This is a genomic window from Streptomyces sp. IMTB 2501 (assembly GCF_001953885.1).
Classification (GTDB): Bacteria; Actinomycetota; Actinomycetes; order Streptomycetales; family Streptomycetaceae; genus Streptomyces.
In genome coordinates, this window is the sequence record NZ_MQUS01000012.1 from 218,971 (window position 1) to 236,867 (window position 17,897).

Genomic DNA, 17,897 nt, shown 5'->3' on the forward strand with positions numbered 1-17,897 from the left:
GCAGGGCCGAGCCCCGAGAAACGGTACTGCTCAGGTCAGAAGCGGTACTGCTCGTCGTATCCGGCGCCGGGCTGCGGCTGCTGGGCGTGGCCGTGCCCCTGGCCCTGGTACGGGTAGGGCTGCTCCTGCGGGAGTTCGCCGCCGTAGCCCTCGTCGGTGCGCTGCTGCGGGACCCACACCCCGCCCGCCGGGGTCGTCTCGCCGTAGCCGCCGGCGTACGGGTCCTGGGCGTAGCCCTGCTGGCCGTACTGCCCGGCGTAGCCGGTGTCGTACGCGCCGCCGCCGTAGGACTGGTTGCCGATGTAGGGGTCGGAGTAGTTGGCGTAGGCCTGCTGGCCCCCGGCGTCATAGCCGTAGCCCTGCTGGCCGTAGCCCGAGTAGTCGTAGGCGTATGCCTGCTGGCCGGTGCCCTGCTGCTGGGCTGCGGCCGCGTGGGTGGCGGTGTCGCCGTAGACACCGTAGGAGCCGGTGTCCTCGGGCATGGGCTGCGGCTCGTAGACGGCGGTGCTCTCGGCGGCGGTGGGGGCGGCGGGCCGGGCCGGGGTGAAGACGTCGTCGCGGTCGTAGTCGTCGTAGTCAGCGCGCGCCTGGCCGTAGACGGCCTGGTCGGCCTGGTCGGCGTCCCGGTCGTCCACGGTGCCTCCGTGCTCCGGGTCGGCGGCGTCCAGCTCCGGGTCGTGCCGGTCCGCCTTGCCGCGGCGGCGCTTGCTGCCACCACCGGTCTCGGCTTCGGGACGCTTGACCGCCCAGCCGGCGGCGAAGCCGCGGCGGAACGACAGGGTGACGTAGGTCTGGCCGACGGCGAAGGCGATCGCTCCGACACCGATCACGATCACGGACGGCATCAGCACACCGACCACGACACCGAGGAAACCGGCGAAGGCGAGCAGCCGCCAGCGCAGGCGCGCCTTGTACTGCAGCAGCACCTCGCCGAGCAACCACAGTGCGACGGCTCCGAACGCGATGTAGAGGACCGTCCAGCCCATGTACGCCCCTCTCCCAGTGACCGCTACGCAGTGTGTCGTATCGCGGTGCGGCCGGTCTAGGCCTGCGGGGGGTGGTGCAGGCCCAGGTTCTCGTAGATTTCCAGGGTCGCCGTGGAGTTGTTCAGCGTGATGAAGTGCAGTCCGGGCACTCCCTCGGCGAGCAGCCGAGCGCAGAACTCCGTGGCGAAGTCGATACCGATGGAGCGTACCGCCGCCGGATCGTCCTTCGCTGTGAGGATCCGCTCTTTCAGGACGTCCGGGAAGACGGCGTTGCTGAGTTTGGGCAACCGTTCCAGCATCTTCACGCTGGTGACAGGCAGCACCTCGGGAATCACCGGGGTGCCGCAGCCGGCGGCGGCCACGCGGTCGCGCAGCCGGAGATACGACTCCGGCTGGAAGAACATCTGTGTGATGGCGTAGTCGGCACCCGCACGGCACTTGTCCACGAAGTGGCTCACATCGGTGTCCCAGTCCGCGGAGCGGGGGTGCATCTCGGGGAACGCGGCGACACCCACGCAGAAGTCTCCCGACTCCTTGATGAGCTGGACGAGTTCGGCGGCGTAGGTGAGGCCCCGCGGGTGCGGGACCCAGTCGCCCATGGGGTCGCCGGGCGGGTCGCCGCGCACGGCGAGCATGTTGCGGATCCCGGCGTCCGCGTACTGGCCGATGATGTTGCGCAGCTCGGCGATGGAGTGGTCGACCGCGGTGAGGTGGGCGACCGGGGTGAGCGTGGTGTCGGCGACGATCTGCTCGGTCTCCTTGACCGTGCCGGCGCGGGTGGAACCGCCCGCGCCGTAGGTCACGGAGACGAAGTCGGGCGCGACCGCCTCGACCCGCCGGAGCGCGCTCCACAGGTTCCGCTCGCCCTTGGGGGTCTTCGGCGCCGAGAACTCGAACGAGTACGTGGTCTTGCCGGTGGCGAGAATGTCGCGCACGGTGCGTGCGCGATCAGTCCTGGTGGATGGGGTTCCGAGGGCCATACGGGCAGGTTAGCCAGGGGTGGGCGGTCACCCAACCGAACGCCGATAATTTGCCCGAATTGTCGACTTACTGTCCACCCCTTGGACACTCCGCCGGACCGACCCCCCCTCAGGCCTGCCGCAGCCGCTTGGCGAACTCGGCCGCCGCGGCCCCCGGATCGTCGGCCTCGGTGATCGCACGGACGACGACCACCCGGCGGGCGCCCGCGTCCAGCACCTCGTCGAGGTGCGCGAGGTCGATGCCGCCGATCGCGAACCAGGGGCGTTCGGTGCCCAGGCCGGTCGTGTACCGGACCAGGTCGAGGCCGGGGGCGTGACGGCCGGGCTTGGTGGGGGTGGGCCAGCAGGGGCCGGTGCAGAAGTAGTCCACGCCGTCCTGCACGGCGGCAGCGGCGGCCTCGGACTCGGCGTGCGTGGAGCGGCCGATCAGCACGTGGTCGCCGAGGACGGCGCGGGCCGCGGGGACCGGCAGGTCGCCCTGGCCGAGGTGCAGCACATCGGCGCGGGCGGCGTGGGCGACGTCCGCGCGGTCGTTCACCGCGAGGAGCTTGCCGTGCCGGGCGCAGGCGTCCGCGAAGACCTCCAGGTGCGACAGCTCCTCGGCGGCCTCCATGCCCTTGTCGCGCAGCTGCACGATGTCGACACCGCCGGCCAGGACCGCGTCCAGGAACTCGGGAAGGTCACCCTGGCGGGTGCGCGCGTCCGTGCACAGGTACAGACGGGCGTCGGCGAGCGCGGTGCGTGCGGTGTCGGACATACGTAGGTCCCCCTGGTCGGTGTCCCTGACGGCTTCGGCGGGTGGTGTACGGGCTGCGGCGGCCCGCACACCACCCCTCGTGGTGCGGGTCGCTCAGACGGCGAGCGCCTGGGCGCGGCGCTTCACCTCCGTGCCGCGATTCTCGCTCAGGGCCTGCGCGGGGGTGCCGGGCAGGGTCGGGTCGGGGGTGAAGAGCCATTCGAGCATCTCTTCATCCGTGAAGCCGTCGTCCCGCAGGAGCGTCAGGGTCCCGGTCAGGCCCTTGACGACCTTGTCCCCGTCGATGAAGGCGGCGGGGACGTGCAGCGCACGGTTCTCACCTCGGCGTACGGCGATGAGCTGGCCCTCCTTGACCAGCTGCCGCACGCGCGTCACCTCAACGTCGAGCATCTCTGCGATGTCGGGGAGGGTGAGCCAGGCGGGGACGAGAGCATCGATCTTTGCGTCAATCTCGGTCACGGGATCTAGCGTAGGCGCTCCGCCGGGGTGGCCGCGATGGACGGTGCCGGGATGTGTCGTTGTTCGTCTGCGGGTCCGTTGTGGCTGGTCGCGCCCACGCGGCGGAGCCGCATATCGATACAGCCCCGCGCCCCTCGGGCAAGCTGCCATCAGCGCGCCCGTCAGTCGACCGTGGCATCCTTCAGCGGTCTGCCTGGGTCGGACATGGCCTGCGGGTCCATCGCCCGGCCCGCTTCGATCAGGCGGCGGCCCTGGGCCAGGTCACGCGGGCGGCCGACGGCCAGCAGGGCGACCAGGCGGTTCTCGCGCAGCCAGCACACCGACCAGGACGGGCCTGTCGGGTCGCCGCGCCACACCATGTCGTCGGCCGCGGCGTGGTGGCCCGCGTACTGGACGAAGCGGCCGAACTGCTCGGACCAGAAGTACGGCACCGGGTCGTAGACCGCGAGGGTCTCGCCGAGGATGTTCGCGGCGACCGTGCGCGGGCCCTGCAGGGCGTTGTCCCAGTGGTGGACGAGCAGCCGTTCGCCGTAGCGGGCGGAGGGGAAGGAGGCGCAGTCGCCGACGGCGTACACGTCCGCGACGGAAGTGCGCAGGTGCGCGTCGGCGAGGACGTCCCCGTGCGGGCCGAGCGCGATGCCGGAGCCGGCCAGCCAGGCCGTGGCGGGGCGGGCGCCGATACCGACGACGACGGCGCCCGCGGGAAGCCGGGTGCCGTCGGCGAGGACCACCGCGCCGGGCTCGACGCGATCCACGCGCGCGTGGGTGCGCAGTTCGGCCCCGGCGTCGGCGTACCAGGCGGCCATGGGGGCCGCGACCTCGGCGGGCAGGGCGCCGGGCAGCGGCCGGTCGGCGGCCTCCACGACGGTCACCGCGCAGCCGGCCTCACGGGCGGCCGTGGCGAACTCGGCGCCGATCCAGCCGGCCCCGACGACCACGATGTCGTGCTGCTCGGTCAGCACCGGCCGCAGCCGTTCGGCGTCGTCCAGGGTGCGCAGCAGATGCACGCCGGGCACGCCCTCGGTGCCGGGCAGGGTGATCGGTTCGGCGCCGGTGGCGATGACCAGGACGTCGTACGGCACCGGGCCCGCCTCGGTGTCCAGTTCGTGCGCGGCGGGGCGCAGGCCCAGCACCTCGCAGCCGAGCCGCAGCTCGACGCCGAGCGTCTCGAAGTCCACGTCGAAGGCGGAGCCCTCGGCCTTGCCGAGCAGCACGGCCTTCGACAGCGGCGGCCGGTCGTACGGCTGGTGCGGCTCCGCGCCGAACACGGTGACGGCGCCCTTGAAGCCGTGTTCCCGCAGGGCGACGGCGGTCTGCACCCCCGCCATGCCCGCGCCGACGACGACCACGCGTCGCCCCCCTGACGTGCCCCCTTGCGCTGTCTGCTCGCTCACCCGATCACCATAGACACGTGACAACGCGTCAGTCAGCGGGCGTGCTCGGTGACCTGTTCCACAACGCTCGTACCGGCGCCCGTCCGGGACTCCCACTCCCAGGTCTCCTCCAGCCTCACCCGCCCGTCCGGCAGCTGGACGACCGTGGACACACAGTGCCCGGAGGCGGTCGTCCCGTCGGTCCTCAGCTGGACGTACCGGAAGTCCAGCCGGTCCCCCTCGCGGGTGCCGACCAGATGGCCGCGCACGACATCGCCGCCCGCGTACTCGGCCCAGATCCCGCCGTTCTTCTCGTGGTACGCGAACCGGGTGCGGGTACCCACCTGACCTGGGGCTTGGTCCGCCACGGGGGCGAAGGTCAGACCGTCCAGCGAGCGGGCCATGGGCAGGGGCTCCCTTACGAGTGACGAGCGCGGCGGGCTAGGGTGGCCACCGTACAAGCACTCGCGGGAGCCCGGACGCACCGGGCTGAGAGGGAGGCTGGCGGCCTCCGACCGTACGAACCTGATCCGGGTCATGCCGGCGAAGGGAGGGGCTGGACGCCCATGTCGTCACGTACGTCCGACGTCCTCGTCATCGGGGGCGGAATCATCGGCCTGGTCACGGCCTGGCGCGCGGCGCAGCGCGGGCTCGCCACGGCCGTCGTGGACCCCGAGCCCGGCGGCGGGGCCGCGCAGGTCGCGGCCGGGATGCTGGCCGCGGTCACCGAACTGCACTACGGCGAGGAGACCCTGCTCGCCCTCAATCTGGAATCGGCGCGCCGCTACCCGGAGTTCGCGGCCGAGCTGACCGAGCTGACCGGTCACGACCTGGGCTATCGCCGCTGTGGCACCCTCCAGGTCGCGCTCGACGCCGACGACCGTGCCCATCTGCGCGAGCTGCACGCGCTGCAGCGGCGCTGCGGCCTGGAGTCGGAATGGCAGTCCGGGCGGGAGTGCCGGCGCCTGGAGCCGATGCTGGCTCCCGGGGTGCGCGGCGGGCTGCGGGTCGACGGCGACCACCAGATCGACCCGCGGCGGCTGGCCGCGGCCCTGGTGGCCGCGTGCGAGCGGACCGGTGTCACGTTCCACCGGGTGTGGGCCGAGCGGCTGGACGTCGCGGGCGACCGGGCCGTCGGCGTCACCACGGCGGACGGCACCGGGCTGCGCGCCGGGCAGGTGGTGCTCGCGGCCGGCAGTCTGAGCGGACGGCTGGCCGGCGTGCCTCAGGCGCTGCTGCCGCCGGTACGGCCGGTCAAGGGGCAGGTGCTGCGGCTGACGGTGCCGCGCCCCTACGCGCCGTTCCTCAGCCGCACCGTGCGGGCCGTGGTGCGCGGCGGCCACGTCTATCTGGTGCCGCGGGAGAACGGCGAACTGGTCGTCGGCGCGACCAGCGAGGAGCTGGGCTGGGACACGACGGTGACCGCCGGCGGCGTGTACGAGCTGCTGCGCGACGCCCATGAGCTGGTGCCGGGCATCACCGAGCTGCCGCTCACCGAGACCCGGGCCGGACTGCGCCCCGGCTCCCCCGACAACGCTCCGCTGCTCGGGCCTTCCGGGCTGGAAGGGCTGCTGCTGGCCACCGGGCACTTCCGCAACGGGGTGCTGCTGACGCCGGTCACCGGGGATGCGCTGGCCGAGGTGCTGACGAGTGGTCAACTCCCGGACGAGGCCCGTCCGTTCACGCCGCAGCGCTTCGGCGCCGTACTCCTGGAGCAGCCCGCATGAGCATCTCCGTGACGTTTTCCGTCTCCGTCAACGGCGAGCGCCGCAAGGTCGCCCCGGGCACCTCGCTCGACGCCGTCGTACGGTCCCTGGTCCCCGCGCCCTCCGGGGTGGCCGCGGCCGTCAACGAGACCGTCGTGCCGCGCGCGCAGTGGGCGGGCACGACGCTGAGCGAGGGTGATCGCGTGGAGATCCTCACCGCGGTCCAGGGGGGCTGAGCCATGGCCGACGATTCCTTCGTCCTCGGGGGTACGGCCTTCTCGTCGCGGCTGATCATGGGTACGGGCGGTGCGCCCAGCCTGGAGGTGCTGGAGCGGGCGCTGGTCGCCTCCGGTACGGAGCTGACGACGGTCGCGATGCGGCGGGTGGACCCGTCCGTGCACGGTTCGGTGCTGTCGGTGCTGGACAAGCTGGGCATCCGGGTGCTGCCGAACACGGCGGGCTGTTTCACGGCCGGCGAGGCCGTGCTGACCGCGCGGCTGGCGCGGGAGGCGCTGGGTACGGATCTGATCAAGCTGGAGGTCATCGCCGACGAGCGGACACTGCTGCCGGATCCGGTGGAGCTGCTGGAGGCGGCGGAGACGCTGGTCGACGACGGGTTCACGGTGCTGCCGTACACCAATGACGATCCTGTGCTGGCACGGAAGCTGGAGGATGCCGGGTGTGCGGCGGTGATGCCGCTGGGGTCGCCGATCGGGTCCGGGCTCGGGATTCGCAATCCCCATAATTTCCAGTTGATCGTCGAACGGGCCGGGGTGCCGGTGATTCTGGACGCGGGCGCCGGTACGGCGTCCGACGTGGCCCTGGCGATGGAGCTGGGGTGTGCGGGAGTGATGCTCGCCTCTGCCGTGACGCGGGCGCAGGAGCCGGAACTCATGGCGGCGGCGATGCGGCACGCCGTGGAGGGGGGTCGGCTGGCCCGGCTGGCCGGGCGGATTCCGCGCAGGCACTTCGCCGAGGCGTCGTCTCCCGCGGAGGGCCTGGCCGTGCTGGATCCCGAGCGCCCTGCGTTCTGACCCCGCTCCGCGGGCACCCCTTGCTCCCCCGCCCACGCACTGCCCGTGGCTGTCGGCTGGAGGGCCGGACTTCCCCGTGCGGCATCCTCACCGTCGGCGGCCCCGGGGCGTGGGGGGTAGCGGTGGGGCTTGGTGTGTGGGAAGCGTTACAGGTCGGCTTCAGTGGGGTGGGGAAAGCGGTCTCGGCGGAGGGAGTGTCCGTCGGCCCTCGTAGACTCCCCTGCGTGGATACGACCCTTCAGGACCCCCTCGTCGGGCAGGTGCTCGACGGCCGTTATCGCGTCGACGCGCGGATCGCGGTCGGCGGGATGGCCACGGTCTACCGGGCCCTGGACACCCGTCTGGACCGTGTGCTCGCGCTGAAGGTGATGCACCCGGCGCTCGCGGCGGACGGATCCTTCGTGGAGCGGTTCATCCGGGAGGCGAAGTCCGTCGCCCGGCTGGCCCACCCGAATGTCGTCCAGGTCTTCGATCAGGGAACCGACGGGTCGTATGTGTACCTGGCGATGGAGTACGTCGCCGGGTGCACGCTGCGGGACGTGCTGCGCGAGCGCGGGGCGCTGCAGCCCCGCGCGGCCCTGGACATCCTCGAACCCGTCCTCGCCGCGCTCGGCGCCGCGCACCGGGCCGGGTTCGTGCACCGGGACATGAAGCCCGAGAACGTGCTGATAGGCGACGACGGGCGGGTCAAGGTCGCCGACTTCGGGCTGGTCAGGTCTGTCGACACCGTGACCAGCACCACCGGCGCCGTGCTCGGCACCGTGTCGTATCTCGCGCCCGAGCAGATAGAGCAGGGCACCGCCGAACCGCGCGTCGACGTGTACGCGTGCGGTGTCGTGCTCTACGAGATGCTGACCGGCGGAAAGCCGCACTCGGGCGACTCTCCCGCCCAGGTGCTCTACAAGCACATCCACGAGGACGTGCCGCCCCCCTCCGCGCTGGTGCCGGGGCTGCCGTACGCGCTGGACCAGCTCGTCGCGTCGGCGACCGCGCGCATCCCGGACGCCCGGCCCCAGGATGCCGTGGCGCTGCTCGCCCAGGTGCGCGAGGCGCGTCAGGGGCTGAGCGCCGAGCAGCTGGACACGGTGCCGCCGCAGGCGCTGTCGGCGGAGCACGACAACGCCGGGGACCGTACGAGCGTGATCCCGCGCTCGCTGACCGTGCCCAGGCCGCTGCCGGTCAATGAGGACGAGCCGGCGGAGGGTGGCGTCCAGCGCACCAGCCGGCTGCAGGCACCGCCCGCCCCGTCGCCGCGGCGGTCCCGGCGGTCCGGGCGCTCCCCGCGCCTGGTGCTGACGATCGTCGCCGCCGTGCTGGCGGTGTTCGGCGTGGGCGCGGGCATCTGGTACATCAACTCCGGCCAGTTCACGAAGGTCCCGCCGCTGCTGTCGAAGACCGAGGCGCAGGCCCGGGACCGGCTCAGGGCGGCCGGGCTCGACGTCGGGCAGGTCAAGCGCGAGTACAACGACACCGTCAAGCGGGGCACGGTCATCGGGACCGATCCGACCGCCGGCGCCAGGATTCGTGACCACGACTCGGTCACGCTGACCATCTCGCTGGGCCCGGACACGGTGAACGTACCGGATGTGACGGGCCGCACCCTGGCCGAGGCGCGCTCGCGGCTGAAGGCGGACGGGCTGGAGCCGGGCATGGTCACCCAGGAGTTCAGCGAGGACGTCGGCCAGGGCAAGGTGATCAGCACGACACCGCAGGCGGGCACCAGGCGGCACTCCGGTTCGGCGATCGCGCTGACTGTCAGCAAGGGCAGCCCGATCGATGTGCCGGACGTCACCGGTGACGATCCGAACGCCGCCAGGCAGCAACTGACGGACGCCGGGCTGAAGGTGACGATCGCCTCCACGCAGGTCAACTCCGCATACGACAAGGGCAAGGTGGCGCAGCAGAGCCCCGGTAACGGCAGCCAGGCCGCCGCGGGCGACACGGTGACACTGACGCTGTCCAAGGGCCCGCAGATGGTCCAGGTGCCGGACGTGGTCGGCGACAGTGTCGACGACGCCCACAAGGCGCTGCAGGACGCGGGCTTCAAGGTGGAGGACGACCGCGGGCTGCTCGGGCTGTTCGGCGACACCGTGAAGCAGCAGTCGGTGAAGGGCGGCGACACGGCGCCCAAGGGGTCGACCATCACGATCACGATCCGCTGACGGGAGTCACCGGGGACCGCGGTCCGGCGGCCGGTGCAGGGCATGACACCCTGAAGGTGTGAGTCCGGTTCAGTCGTCGTCCCCCCAGCCGTCGTCCCTTCCGCGCAATCCCGTCGGCGGTCATGTCCCCGTGGCCGGGGGCCTGCACTCGGTGGGGCTGTCGTACGCCCATGATCTGAAGGCGGAGACCGTGCAGGTCTTCGTCGCCAATCCGCGCGGGTGGGCGACGCCCGCGGGAAACCCCCGGCAGGACGAGGCGTTCCGTCAGGCGTGCGCCGAGGAGTCGATCCCCGCGTATGTGCACGCCCCCTATCTGATCAACTTCGGCTCGCACACCGAGGCGACCGTGGAGCGGTCGGTGGAGTCACTGCGGCACTCGCTGCGGCGCGGGCGGGAGATCGGCGCGCTGGGCGTGGTCGTGCACACCGGGAGCGCGACCGGCGGGCGGGCCCGGGAGGTGGCGCTGAAGCAGGTGGGCGCGCATCTGCTGCCGCTGCTGGACGAGCTGACCCACGACGACGACCCGTTCCTGCTGCTGGAGTCGACCGCGGGGCAAGGGGCCTCGCTCTGTGCCCGCACCTGGGACTTCGGGCCGTACTTCGAGGTTCTGGACGCCCATCCGAAGCTCGGTGTGTGCCTGGACACCTGCCATGTCTTCGCCGCCGGGCACGATCTGACCGGCCCGAGCGGCATGCACCAGACCCTGGACCTGCTGGTGGACACCGTCGGCGAGGGCCGGCTGAAGCTGATCCACGCCAACGACTCCAAGGACGTGGCCGGCGCGCACAAGGACCGGCACGAGAACATCGGCGCCGGCCATATCGGCGAGGACCCGTTCCGCGCCCTGATGACCCACCCCGCGACCGAGGGCGTACCCCTGATCATCGAGACGCCGGGCGGCAAGGAAGGGCACGCGGCGGACGTGGAGCGGCTGAAGAAACTGCGCGACGGATGACCCCGGGAATACCCCGGTACCACCGCTGAGGACTACAGCTCCGGGCCGTCTCCCGGTTCCTCCTGGTAGGAGTAGCGCTGTTCCTTCCAGGGGTCGCCGATGTTGTGGTAGCCGCGTTCCTCCCAGAAACCGCGGCGATCGGCGGTCATGTACTCGACGCCGCGGACCCATTTGGGGCCCTTCCAGGCGTACAGGTGGGGCACGATCAGGCGGACCGGGAAGCCGTGCTCGGCGGTGAGGAGTTCGCCGTCCTTGTGGGTGGCGAAGATCGTGCGGTCCGAGGTGAAGTCGGACAGGCGGAGGTTCGAGCTGAAGCCGTACTCCGCCCAGACCATCACATGGGTGACGTCCGGCGCCGGCGGGGCCAGGTCGAGGATGGCGCGGGCGGGGATGCCGCCCCACTCCGCGCCGGTCATGCTGAACTTCGTCACGCAGTGCAGATCGGCGACCACGGTGGTGTACGGCAGGGCCGTGAACTCCTCGTGGCCCCAGGTGTGCTTGTCGCCGTCGGCGGTGGCGCCGAAGACCCGGAACTCCCAGCGCTCGGGCCGGAACTTCGGGACGGGCCCGTAGTGCGTGACCGGCCAGCCGCGCTGGAGCCGCTGACCCGGCGGAAGCTCGGACCCTGCCGCTGCCCCAGACTCTCGCTCCACCGGATGACCCATGTATCCATCCTGACAGACCTCGGGCAGTGCCCTTGACCACCCGTCCACCCTTACCCATGAACCGGACAACAGCCACCAAGACAGGGCGAACTTACTAAGCATCCACTTACTGGACGATCTTCGTTGCCGATGCAATCATGCGGCCGCATACACGCCTCCCCGTTTCCCGTGGAAGGAGCCTCTGCGATGCAGGGCGACCCCGAGGTCATCGAGTTCCTCAACGAGCAGCTCACCGGCGAGCTGACCGCGATCAACCAGTACTTCCTGCACGCGAAGATGCAGGAGAACTTCGGCTGGTACAAGCTCGCCAAGTACACGCGGCACGAGTCGTTCGACGAGATGAAGCACGCGGAGGTGCTCACCGACCGGATCCTGTTCCTGGAGGGGCTGCCCAACTACCAGCGGCTCTTCCACGTCCGTGTCGGACAGACGGTGAAGGAGATGTTCGAGGCCGACCGGCAGATCGAGGTGGAGGCGATCGACCGGCTGCGGCGCGGCATCAAGGTGATGCGCGACAAGGGCGACGTCACGTCCGCGAACATCTTCGAGGACATCCTCGCCGACGAGGAGCAGCACATCGACTATCTCGACACCCAGCTGGAGCTGGTGGAGAAGCTCGGCGAGGCGCTCTACATCTCGCAGATCATCGAGCAGCCCGAGAGCAGCTAGGCGCTCCGCGGGAGGGGCCGAGGCAAGCCGTCGATCGCCTGCGAGCCTGTCGCGGCTGGTCGCGCAGTTCCTCGCGCCCCTTCGGAGAGCTCGCCCGGCAGCGCCGTGAGCACGGGCTTGCCCTGGTCGGCCAGCTCGCGGCGCGGGCAGGCGCCCCGGCCCAGCAGCGCCTGGATCCGGCGGACACACGAACCGCAGTCCGTGCCCGCCTTGCAGGCGGAGGCGATCTGGCGGGGGGTGCAGGCGCCGTCCTCCGCGTGCTGCTTGACCTGGGCCTCGGTGATGCCGAAGCAGCTGCAGACGTACACGCGGATTCACCTCCCGACGGGATCGCTGTCTTGGTGCCATCCCCTTGATCGGTGAGGCAAACCTAACCTTACCCGTCGCACAGGGTCCGCAAAAGTGGTCAGGGGCGCGGATCCCATGTGATCCGCGCCCCAGATGCCCTGTGGTCCAGCCGACGCCGCTACTGGTCCCGGTACATCTCCGCGACCAGGAAGGCCAGGTCCAGCGACTGGCTGCGGTTCAGCCGGGGGTCGCAGGCCGTCTCGTAGCGCTGGTGCAGGTCGTCGACGAAGATCTCGTCGCCGCCGCCCACGCACTCGGTGACGTCGTCGCCGGTCAGCTCCACGTGGATGCCGCCCGGGTGGGTGCCGAGCGCCTTGTGGACCTCGAAGAAGCCCTTGACCTCGTCGAGCACGTCGTCGAAGCGGCGGGTCTTGTGCCCGGAGGCCGCCTCGAAGGTGTTGCCGTGCATCGGGTCGGTCACCCAGGCCACCGTCGCACCGGACGCCGTGACCTTCTCCACCAGCTCAGGAAGCTTGTCACGGATCTTGTCGGCGCCCATCCGGACGATGAAGGTCAGCCGGCCCGGCTCCCGCTCGGGGTCGAGGCGGTCGATGTACTTCAGCGCGTCCTCGGCCGTCGTGGCCGGGCCGAGCTTGATGCCGATCGGGTTGCGGATCTGCGAGGCGAACTCGATGTGCGCGCCGTCCAGCTGCCGGGTGCGCTCACCGACCCACACCATGTGCGCGGAGACGTCGTACAGCTTGCCGGTGCGCGAGTCGACCCGGGTCAGCGCGGACTCGTAGTCCAGCAGCAGCGCCTCGTGCGAGGAGTACAGCTCGACGGTCTTGAACTCCTCCGGGTCCGTGCCACAGGCCCGCATGAAGTTCAGCGCGTTGTCGATCTCGCGGGCGAGCTGCTCGTAACGCTGGCCCGACGGCGAGGTCTTCACGAAGTCCTGGTTCCAGGCGTGCACCTGGCGCAGGTCCGCGTAACCGCCGGTGGTGAAGGCGCGCACCAGGTTCAGCGTGGACGCCGAGGCGTGGTACATGCGCTTCAGCCGCTCGGGGTCCGGGATGCGGGACGCCTCGGTGAAGTCGAAGCCGTTGACGGAGTCGCCCCGGTACACCGGGAGCGTCACGCCGTCGCGGGTCTCCATCGGCTTGGAGCGCGGCTTGGAGTACTGCCCCGCGATACGGCCGACCTTCACCACGGGCACGGCGGCCGCGTAGGTGAGGACGGCACCCATCTGGAGCAGCGTCTTCAGCTTGTTGCGGATGTGGTCGGCGGACACCGCGTCGAAGGCCTCGGCGCAGTCGCCGCCCTGGAGGAGGAACGCCTCACCCCTGGCGACGGCCGCCATCCGGGCGCGCAGCTGGTCGCACTCGCCCGCGAAGACGAGCGGCGGATACGACTCGAGGTCCGCGATCACTGCGCGCAGAGCCTCGGTGTCGGGGTACTCGGGCTGCTGCGCCGCGGGCAGGTTTCGCCAGGTGTTGCCAGCGCTCGGGCTGGTCTTAGCGTTCACGGTCACCTCGTAAACATTACGGGGTCGTGTCGTATGACCCCTCTTCTGGCTCGAAGAGTGAGACGCGATGACTGTTCCGTGGACGCCGCCGGGCGGCGGACGGGTGCGGTAGGGTTTCTGCCATGTTCGCGCTTTCGACCCAGAACTGGTGGTGGACCGCTTCTCCGGCGGCCCACTGATCGCGCGTACCCAGACTTCGCGAAGGCCGCCCGAGGGGCGGCCTTCGGTGTGTCCGGGGTCGTTCCTCACCGATATCGATCGCATCGGCCGACGTCGACATACATCGACCGGCATCGGCCGACATCGCCGGAAGAGGAACCGAGGACCATGGACCTGTCACAGCTCCTGCACGACGACCGCCCCTTCGCCCTGCTCCGCCGCCGCACCCCGGGCCGCGACGAGCACCTGGTGGAGCTGCTGATCGGCCCGGTGACCGGCCGCGACCGGCTCGCCGACCTGCCCGAGGAGGGCCTCGCGCTGGTCCCGTTCCGGCAGATCCGCGAGCGCGGCTTCGACGTCCGCGACGACGGCACCCCGCTGCTGGTGCTGACGCCTGAGGAGTCGTACGAGATCCCGCTCGACGTGGCCCTGTCCCGGCTCCCGGCACACGAAGTGCGGGTCGAGGGCGGTGGCTTCGACGTCGACGACGTGGCGTACGGCGAGATCGTCGGGCGGGTGCTGGCGGAGGAGATCGGCCGGGGCGAGGGCGCGAACTTCGTGATCCGGCGGACGTACGAGGGCGAGATCCCCGGGTTCGGCCGGGCCGACGCGCTCGCGCTGTTCCGGCGGCTGCTGGAGGGCGAGCGGGGCGCGTACTGGACGTTCGTCGTGCACACCGGGGAGCGCACGCTGGTGGGGGCCAGCCCCGAGGTGCATGTGCGGATGTCCGGCGGGACGGTCGTGATGAATCCGATCAGCGGGACGTACCGGTATCCCGCCGAGGGGCCGACGCCGGAGCATCTGCTCGACTTCCTCGCCGACGGGAAGGAGATCGAGGAGCTGTCGATGGTCGTCGACGAGGAACTGAAGATGATGTGCACCGTCGGCGACATGGGCGGGGTCGTCGTCGGGCCGCGGCTGAAGGAGATGGCGCACCTCGCGCACACCGAGTACGAACTGCGCGGGAAGTCCTCCCTGGATGTGCGGGAGGTGCTGAGGGAGACCATGTTCGCCGCGACGGTGACCGGGTCGCCGGTGCAGAACGCGTGCCGGGTCATCGAGCGGCACGAGGTGGGGGGACGCGGGTACTACGCCGGTGCCCTGGCGCTCCTGGGCCGGGACTCCGGGGGCGCCCAGACCCTGGACTCCCCCATCCTGATCCGCACCGCCGACATCGGCACCGACGGACATCTGCGCGTCCCGGTCGGCGCGACGCTGGTGCGCGGCTCGGATCCGGCGAGCGAGGTCGCGGAGACCCACGCGAAGGCGGCGGGCGTGCTCGCGGCCCTCGGGGTACGGCCGTCCCGGCCGCGGGCGGAGCGGGAGCGGCTCCGGCTGGCCGACGACCCGCGGGTGCGGGCGGCGCTGGACGGCCGCAGGGCGGCGCTCGCGCCCTTCTGGCTGCGGATGCAGGAGCGGCAGGAGGCGCTTCAGGGCCATGCCCTGGTCGTCGACGGTGAGGACACCTTCACCGCGATGCTGGCGCATGTACTGCGCTCGGCCGGTCTGGAGGTGACGGTACGGCGGTACGACGAGCCGGGGCTGCGGGCCGCCGTGCTCGGGCACGAGGGCCCGGTGGTGCTCGGCCCCGGACCGGGCGACCCGGCGGATCTCGCCGACCCGAAGATGCGGTTCCTGCGGGGGCTGACCGCCACGGTGATCCGGGAGCACCGGCACGGGGTGCTGGGGGTCTGCCTCGGCCACGAGCTGATCGCGGCCGAGCTGGGGCTGGACATCGTCCGCAAGGAGGTGCCGCACCAGGGGGCGCAGACCACGATCGACCTGTTCGGGCGGGCCGAGACCGTCGGCTTCTACAACAGCTTCGTGGCCCGCTGCGACGACGAGGCGGCCCGGGAACTGGCCGCGCACGGGGTGGCGGTGAGCCGGGCGGCGGGCGGCGAGGTGCATGCGCTGCGCGGCCCCGGCTTCGCGGGCGTCCAGTTCCACCCGGAGTCGGTCCTCAGCCTGAACGGGGCCGCGGTGGTGCGGGAGCTGGTGGGTCAGCTGCGCGGCACGAGCACGTTCTCCGAAGGCCGGCCCGCCGTGTAGTCCAGGACGTTGCGCACGGTGGCGTCGACGATCTGCCCGACGGCGTCCTCGGTGTAGTACGCCTGGTGCGAGGTGACCAGGACGTTCGGGAAGGTGACCAGGCGGGCCAGGGTGTCGTCCTCGATGGCCTCCAGGGACTTGTCGAGGAAGAACAGGCCCGCCTCGGACTCGTAGACGTCCAGGCCGACACCCGTGAAGCGGCCCCCGCGCAGCTCGGCGACGAGGGCCGCGGTGTCGACGAGGCCGCCGCGGCTGGAGTTGACCAGGATCGCGTCGTCCTTCATCGCCTTCAGGGCGGCGGCGTCGATCAGGTGCTGGGTCTCGGGCATCAGTGGGACGTGCAGGCTGACCAGGTCGGACTCGGCGAGCAGCTGGTCCTTCGGGACGTACGTCATGCCGAGCCTGAGGCAGGCCGGGTTCTCGGCCATGTCCCAGCCGAGCAGGCGCATCCCGTGGCCGTGGGCGATCCGGGTGAACGCCGCGCCGATCTTGCCGGTGCCGAGGACGCCGACGGTGCGGCCGTGCATGTCGCGGCCCATGAGCCCGTCGAGGCGGAAGTCGAAGTCGCGGGTGCGGGTCGCCGCGCGGACGATACGGCGGTTGACGGCCATGGCCAGGGTCCAGGCGAACTCGGCCACCGAGTGGGGCGAGTAGGACGAGACGCGGGCGACGGTCATGCCGAGGCGTTCGGCGGCGTCGAGGTCGATGTTGTTGTAGCCGGTGGAGCGCTGGGCGACCATCCGGGTGCCGCCCGCGGCGAGGGTTTCCAGGACGTGGGGGCCGAGGTCGGCGTTGACGCTGGTGGAGATCACCTCGTGGCCGGTGGCGATGGGGGCGGTGTCCGCGTTGAGGAAGACGTCGAGGCAGCGGACGTCGTGGTGACCGGCGAAGGCACGCTCGATCAACGGCCGCTCGTCCGCCTGCACGCCGAAGGCCAGGACTTCCACGGTTGCTCCTGGTTGTCTGGGCTGTGGGCCGAGACATACGGCCCACAGCCCTGGGGTGCCGGTCAGTGCCGGTAAGTGGCGGTCAGCCGAAGAAGACCCCGACCTCCTGATACAGCTTCGGGTCCACCGTCTTCAGCTTGGCCGTGGCCTCGGCCAGAGGGACGCGGACGATGTCGGTGGCGCGCAGGGCGACCATCTTGCCGAAGTCGCCGTCGTGGACGCAGTCGATGGCGTGCAGGCCGAAGCGGGTGGCGAGCCAGCGGTCGAAGGCGCTGGGCGTGCCGCCGCGCTGGACATGGCCGAGGACCGTGGTCCGCGCCTCCTTTCCGGTGCGGCTCTCGATCTCCTTGGCCAGCCACTCACCGACCCCGGAGAGCCGGACGTGCCCGAAGGAGTCCAGCGAGCCGTCCTTGAGCACCATGTCGCCGTCCTTGGGCATGGCGCCCTCGGCGACGACCACGATCGGCGCGTACGACGCCCGGAAGCGGGAGGTCACCCAGGCGCAGACCTGCTCGACGTCGAAGCGCTGCTCGGGGATGAGGATGGCGTTGGCACCGCCGGCCAGCCCCGAGTGGATGGCGATCCAGCCGGCGTGCCGGCCCATCACCTCCACGACCAGGACCCGCATATGGGACTCGGCGGTGGTGTGCAGCCGGTCGATGGCCTCGGTGGCGATGTTGACGGCGGTGTCGAAGCCGAAGGTGTAGTCGGTGGCCGACAGATCGTTGTCGATCGTCTTGGGCACCCCGACGCAGGGCACCGCGTACTCGTCGGACAGCCGCGCGGCGACGCCCAGGGTGTCCTCGCCGCCGATCGCGATGAGGGCCTGGACGTCCAGCTTGACCAGGTTGTCCTTGATCCGGCGGATGCCGTTCTCCGCCTTGAGCGGGTTGGTGCGCGAGGAGCCGAGAATGGTGCCGCCGCGGGGCAGGATGCCGCGCACCGCGGGGATGTCGAGACGGACGGTGTCGCCTTCGAGAGGACCGCGCCAGCCGTCCCGGAAACCGACGAAGTCATAGCCGTATTCCTGCACGCCCTTGCGGACGATGCCCCGGATGACGGCGTTGAGCCCGGGGCAGTCGCCGCCTCCGGTCAGTACTCCGACGCGCATGGAAATGTCCCTTCACCGCGGTTCCCTGACACTCGGTCACATTAACGGTGACCCAAGTCACAACGGGAGGGG

19 protein-coding genes and 1 riboswitch are annotated in these 17,897 nt (G+C 71.1%); of the genes, 8 read left to right on the forward strand and 11 right to left on the reverse strand.

Going from position 1 to position 17,897, the window contains the following annotated elements; all coding sequences use genetic code 11:
• Positions 1–35: 35 nt before the first annotated feature.
• The 6 genes from AV521_RS22180 to AV521_RS22205 form a co-directional block, all read right to left on the reverse strand.
• Positions 36–986 carry a hypothetical protein gene (locus tag AV521_RS22180; protein WP_076090214.1) on the reverse strand — a complete coding sequence of 317 codons (951 nt, stop codon included), beginning with the start codon at positions 984–986 and terminating at the stop codon, positions 36–38.
• 56 nt (positions 987–1,042) lie between these two features.
• Entirely contained in the window at positions 1,043–1,966 is a 924-nt protein-coding gene (gene metF, locus AV521_RS22185) for a methylenetetrahydrofolate reductase [NAD(P)H] (RefSeq protein ID WP_076090215.1), read from the reverse strand.
• 109 nt (positions 1,967–2,075) lie between these two features.
• Positions 2,076–2,723: a thiamine phosphate synthase gene (thiE, locus tag AV521_RS22190; protein WP_076090216.1), complete on the reverse strand. Its 648-nt coding sequence runs from the start codon at positions 2,721–2,723 to the stop codon at positions 2,076–2,078.
• Positions 2,724–2,816: 93 nt separating this feature from the next.
• Complete coding sequence (locus tag AV521_RS22195) at positions 2,817–3,182, reverse strand: Rv2175c family DNA-binding protein (protein WP_023551406.1); 366 nt, start codon at positions 3,180–3,182, stop codon at positions 2,817–2,819.
• A 161-nt stretch (positions 3,183–3,343) separates the two neighbouring features.
• Positions 3,344–4,576: an NAD(P)/FAD-dependent oxidoreductase gene (locus AV521_RS22200; RefSeq protein WP_076090217.1), complete on the reverse strand. Its 1,233-nt coding sequence runs from the start codon at positions 4,574–4,576 to the stop codon at positions 3,344–3,346.
• 32 nt (positions 4,577–4,608) lie between these two features.
• Positions 4,609–4,959, reverse strand: coding sequence for a hypothetical protein (locus tag AV521_RS22205; protein WP_076090218.1), 351 nt, complete (start codon positions 4,957–4,959; stop codon positions 4,609–4,611).
• Positions 4,960–5,012: 53 nt separating this feature from the next.
• A riboswitch (TPP riboswitch) is annotated at positions 5,013–5,124 on the forward strand.
• Between AV521_RS22205 and thiO the strand changes: the two genes are divergently transcribed.
• From thiO to AV521_RS22230, 5 genes are all read left to right on the forward strand, one after another.
• A complete protein-coding gene (thiO, locus tag AV521_RS22210) occupies positions 5,122–6,282 on the forward strand; it encodes a glycine oxidase ThiO (protein ID WP_076090219.1) in 1,161 nt (386 codons plus the stop codon). It overlaps the preceding riboswitch by 3 nt.
• A complete protein-coding gene (gene thiS / locus AV521_RS22215; RefSeq protein ID WP_076090220.1) occupies positions 6,279–6,497 on the forward strand; it encodes a sulfur carrier protein ThiS in 219 nt (72 codons plus the stop codon). Before thiO ends, thiS begins: the two co-directional genes overlap by 4 nt.
• A gap of 3 nt (positions 6,498–6,500) precedes the next feature.
• On the forward strand, positions 6,501–7,295 hold the full coding sequence (locus AV521_RS22220; RefSeq protein ID WP_076090221.1) for a thiazole synthase: 795 nt from the start codon (positions 6,501–6,503) through the stop codon (positions 7,293–7,295).
• A gap of 224 nt (positions 7,296–7,519) precedes the next feature.
• Positions 7,520–9,457, forward strand: coding sequence for a Stk1 family PASTA domain-containing Ser/Thr kinase (pknB, locus tag AV521_RS22225; RefSeq protein WP_076090222.1), 1,938 nt, complete (start codon positions 7,520–7,522; stop codon positions 9,455–9,457).
• 58 nt (positions 9,458–9,515) lie between these two features.
• Positions 9,516–10,412: a deoxyribonuclease IV gene (locus tag AV521_RS22230; protein ID WP_076090223.1), complete on the forward strand. Its 897-nt coding sequence runs from the start codon at positions 9,516–9,518 to the stop codon at positions 10,410–10,412.
• A gap of 32 nt (positions 10,413–10,444) precedes the next feature.
• Here AV521_RS22230 and AV521_RS22235 read toward each other — a convergent pair whose 3' ends face one another.
• Positions 10,445–11,077: a sulfite oxidase-like oxidoreductase gene (locus tag AV521_RS22235; RefSeq protein ID WP_076090224.1), complete on the reverse strand. Its 633-nt coding sequence runs from the start codon at positions 11,075–11,077 to the stop codon at positions 10,445–10,447.
• Positions 11,078–11,263: 186 nt separating this feature from the next.
• On the opposite strand from AV521_RS22235, the gene bfr reads away from it, so the two are divergent.
• A complete protein-coding gene (bfr, locus tag AV521_RS22240; protein ID WP_076090225.1) occupies positions 11,264–11,746 on the forward strand; it encodes a bacterioferritin in 483 nt (160 codons plus the stop codon).
• Here the strand turns inward: bfr and AV521_RS22245 are convergent.
• Together AV521_RS22245 and AV521_RS22250 are read right to left on the reverse strand one after the other, a co-directional pair.
• Positions 11,743–12,054, reverse strand: a complete 312-nt coding sequence (locus AV521_RS22245) for a bacterioferritin-associated ferredoxin (RefSeq protein WP_179023295.1) — start codon at positions 12,052–12,054, stop codon at positions 11,743–11,745. The two genes, bfr and AV521_RS22245, sit on opposite strands and share 4 nt — an antisense overlap.
• Positions 12,055–12,212: 158 nt before the next feature.
• Positions 12,213–13,565, reverse strand: coding sequence for a class II 3-deoxy-7-phosphoheptulonate synthase (locus AV521_RS22250; RefSeq protein ID WP_076090227.1), 1,353 nt, complete (start codon positions 13,563–13,565; stop codon positions 12,213–12,215).
• A 116-nt stretch (positions 13,566–13,681) separates the two neighbouring features.
• Here AV521_RS22250 and AV521_RS52735 point away from each other — a divergent pair, with 116 nt between their 5' ends.
• Together AV521_RS52735 and AV521_RS22260 are read left to right on the forward strand one after the other, a co-directional pair.
• Complete coding sequence (locus tag AV521_RS52735; protein WP_076090275.1) at positions 13,682–13,738, forward strand: trp operon leader peptide; 57 nt, start codon at positions 13,682–13,684, stop codon at positions 13,736–13,738.
• A gap of 148 nt (positions 13,739–13,886) precedes the next feature.
• Positions 13,887–15,767 carry an anthranilate synthase family protein gene (locus AV521_RS22260; protein ID WP_076090228.1) on the forward strand — a complete coding sequence of 627 codons (1,881 nt, stop codon included), beginning with the start codon at positions 13,887–13,889 and terminating at the stop codon, positions 15,765–15,767.
• Here AV521_RS22260 and AV521_RS22265 read toward each other — a convergent pair.
• Both AV521_RS22265 and AV521_RS22270 read right to left on the reverse strand, forming a co-directional pair.
• Positions 15,719–16,714, reverse strand: coding sequence for a 2-hydroxyacid dehydrogenase (locus tag AV521_RS22265; RefSeq protein WP_076090229.1), 996 nt, complete (start codon positions 16,712–16,714; stop codon positions 15,719–15,721). The genes AV521_RS22260 and AV521_RS22265 overlap by 49 nt on opposite strands.
• Before the next feature lie 82 nt (positions 16,715–16,796).
• Complete coding sequence (locus tag AV521_RS22270) at positions 16,797–17,825, reverse strand: 6-phosphofructokinase (RefSeq protein WP_076090230.1); 1,029 nt, start codon at positions 17,823–17,825, stop codon at positions 16,797–16,799.
• Positions 17,826–17,897: the final 72 nt, after the last annotated feature.

Bases quoted from the DNA above. Each gene is read 5' to 3' on its own strand.
- AV521_RS22180 (WP_076090214.1), bottom strand. From the start codon at position 986: ATGGGCTGGACGGTCCTCTACATCGCGTTCGGAGCCGTCGCACTGTGG.
- metF (WP_076090215.1), bottom strand. From the start codon at position 1,966: ATGGCCCTCGGAACCCCATCCACCAGGACTGATCGCGCACGCACCGTG.
- thiE (WP_076090216.1), bottom strand. From the start codon at position 2,723: ATGTCCGACACCGCACGCACCGCGCTCGCCGACGCCCGTCTGTACCTG.
- AV521_RS22205 (WP_076090218.1), bottom strand. From the start codon at position 4,959: ATGGCCCGCTCGCTGGACGGTCTGACCTTCGCCCCCGTGGCGGACCAA.
- thiO (WP_076090219.1), top strand. From the start codon at position 5,122: ATGTCGTCACGTACGTCCGACGTCCTCGTCATCGGGGGCGGAATCATC.
- thiS (WP_076090220.1), top strand. From the start codon at position 6,279: ATGAGCATCTCCGTGACGTTTTCCGTCTCCGTCAACGGCGAGCGCCGC.
- AV521_RS22220 (WP_076090221.1), top strand. From the start codon at position 6,501: ATGGCCGACGATTCCTTCGTCCTCGGGGGTACGGCCTTCTCGTCGCGG.
- AV521_RS22235 (WP_076090224.1), bottom strand. From the start codon at position 11,077: ATGGGTCATCCGGTGGAGCGAGAGTCTGGGGCAGCGGCAGGGTCCGAG.
- bfr (WP_076090225.1), top strand. From the start codon at position 11,264: ATGCAGGGCGACCCCGAGGTCATCGAGTTCCTCAACGAGCAGCTCACC.
- AV521_RS22260 (WP_076090228.1), top strand. From the start codon at position 13,887: ATGGACCTGTCACAGCTCCTGCACGACGACCGCCCCTTCGCCCTGCTC.
- AV521_RS22270 (WP_076090230.1), bottom strand. From the start codon at position 17,825: ATGCGCGTCGGAGTACTGACCGGAGGCGGCGACTGCCCCGGGCTCAAC.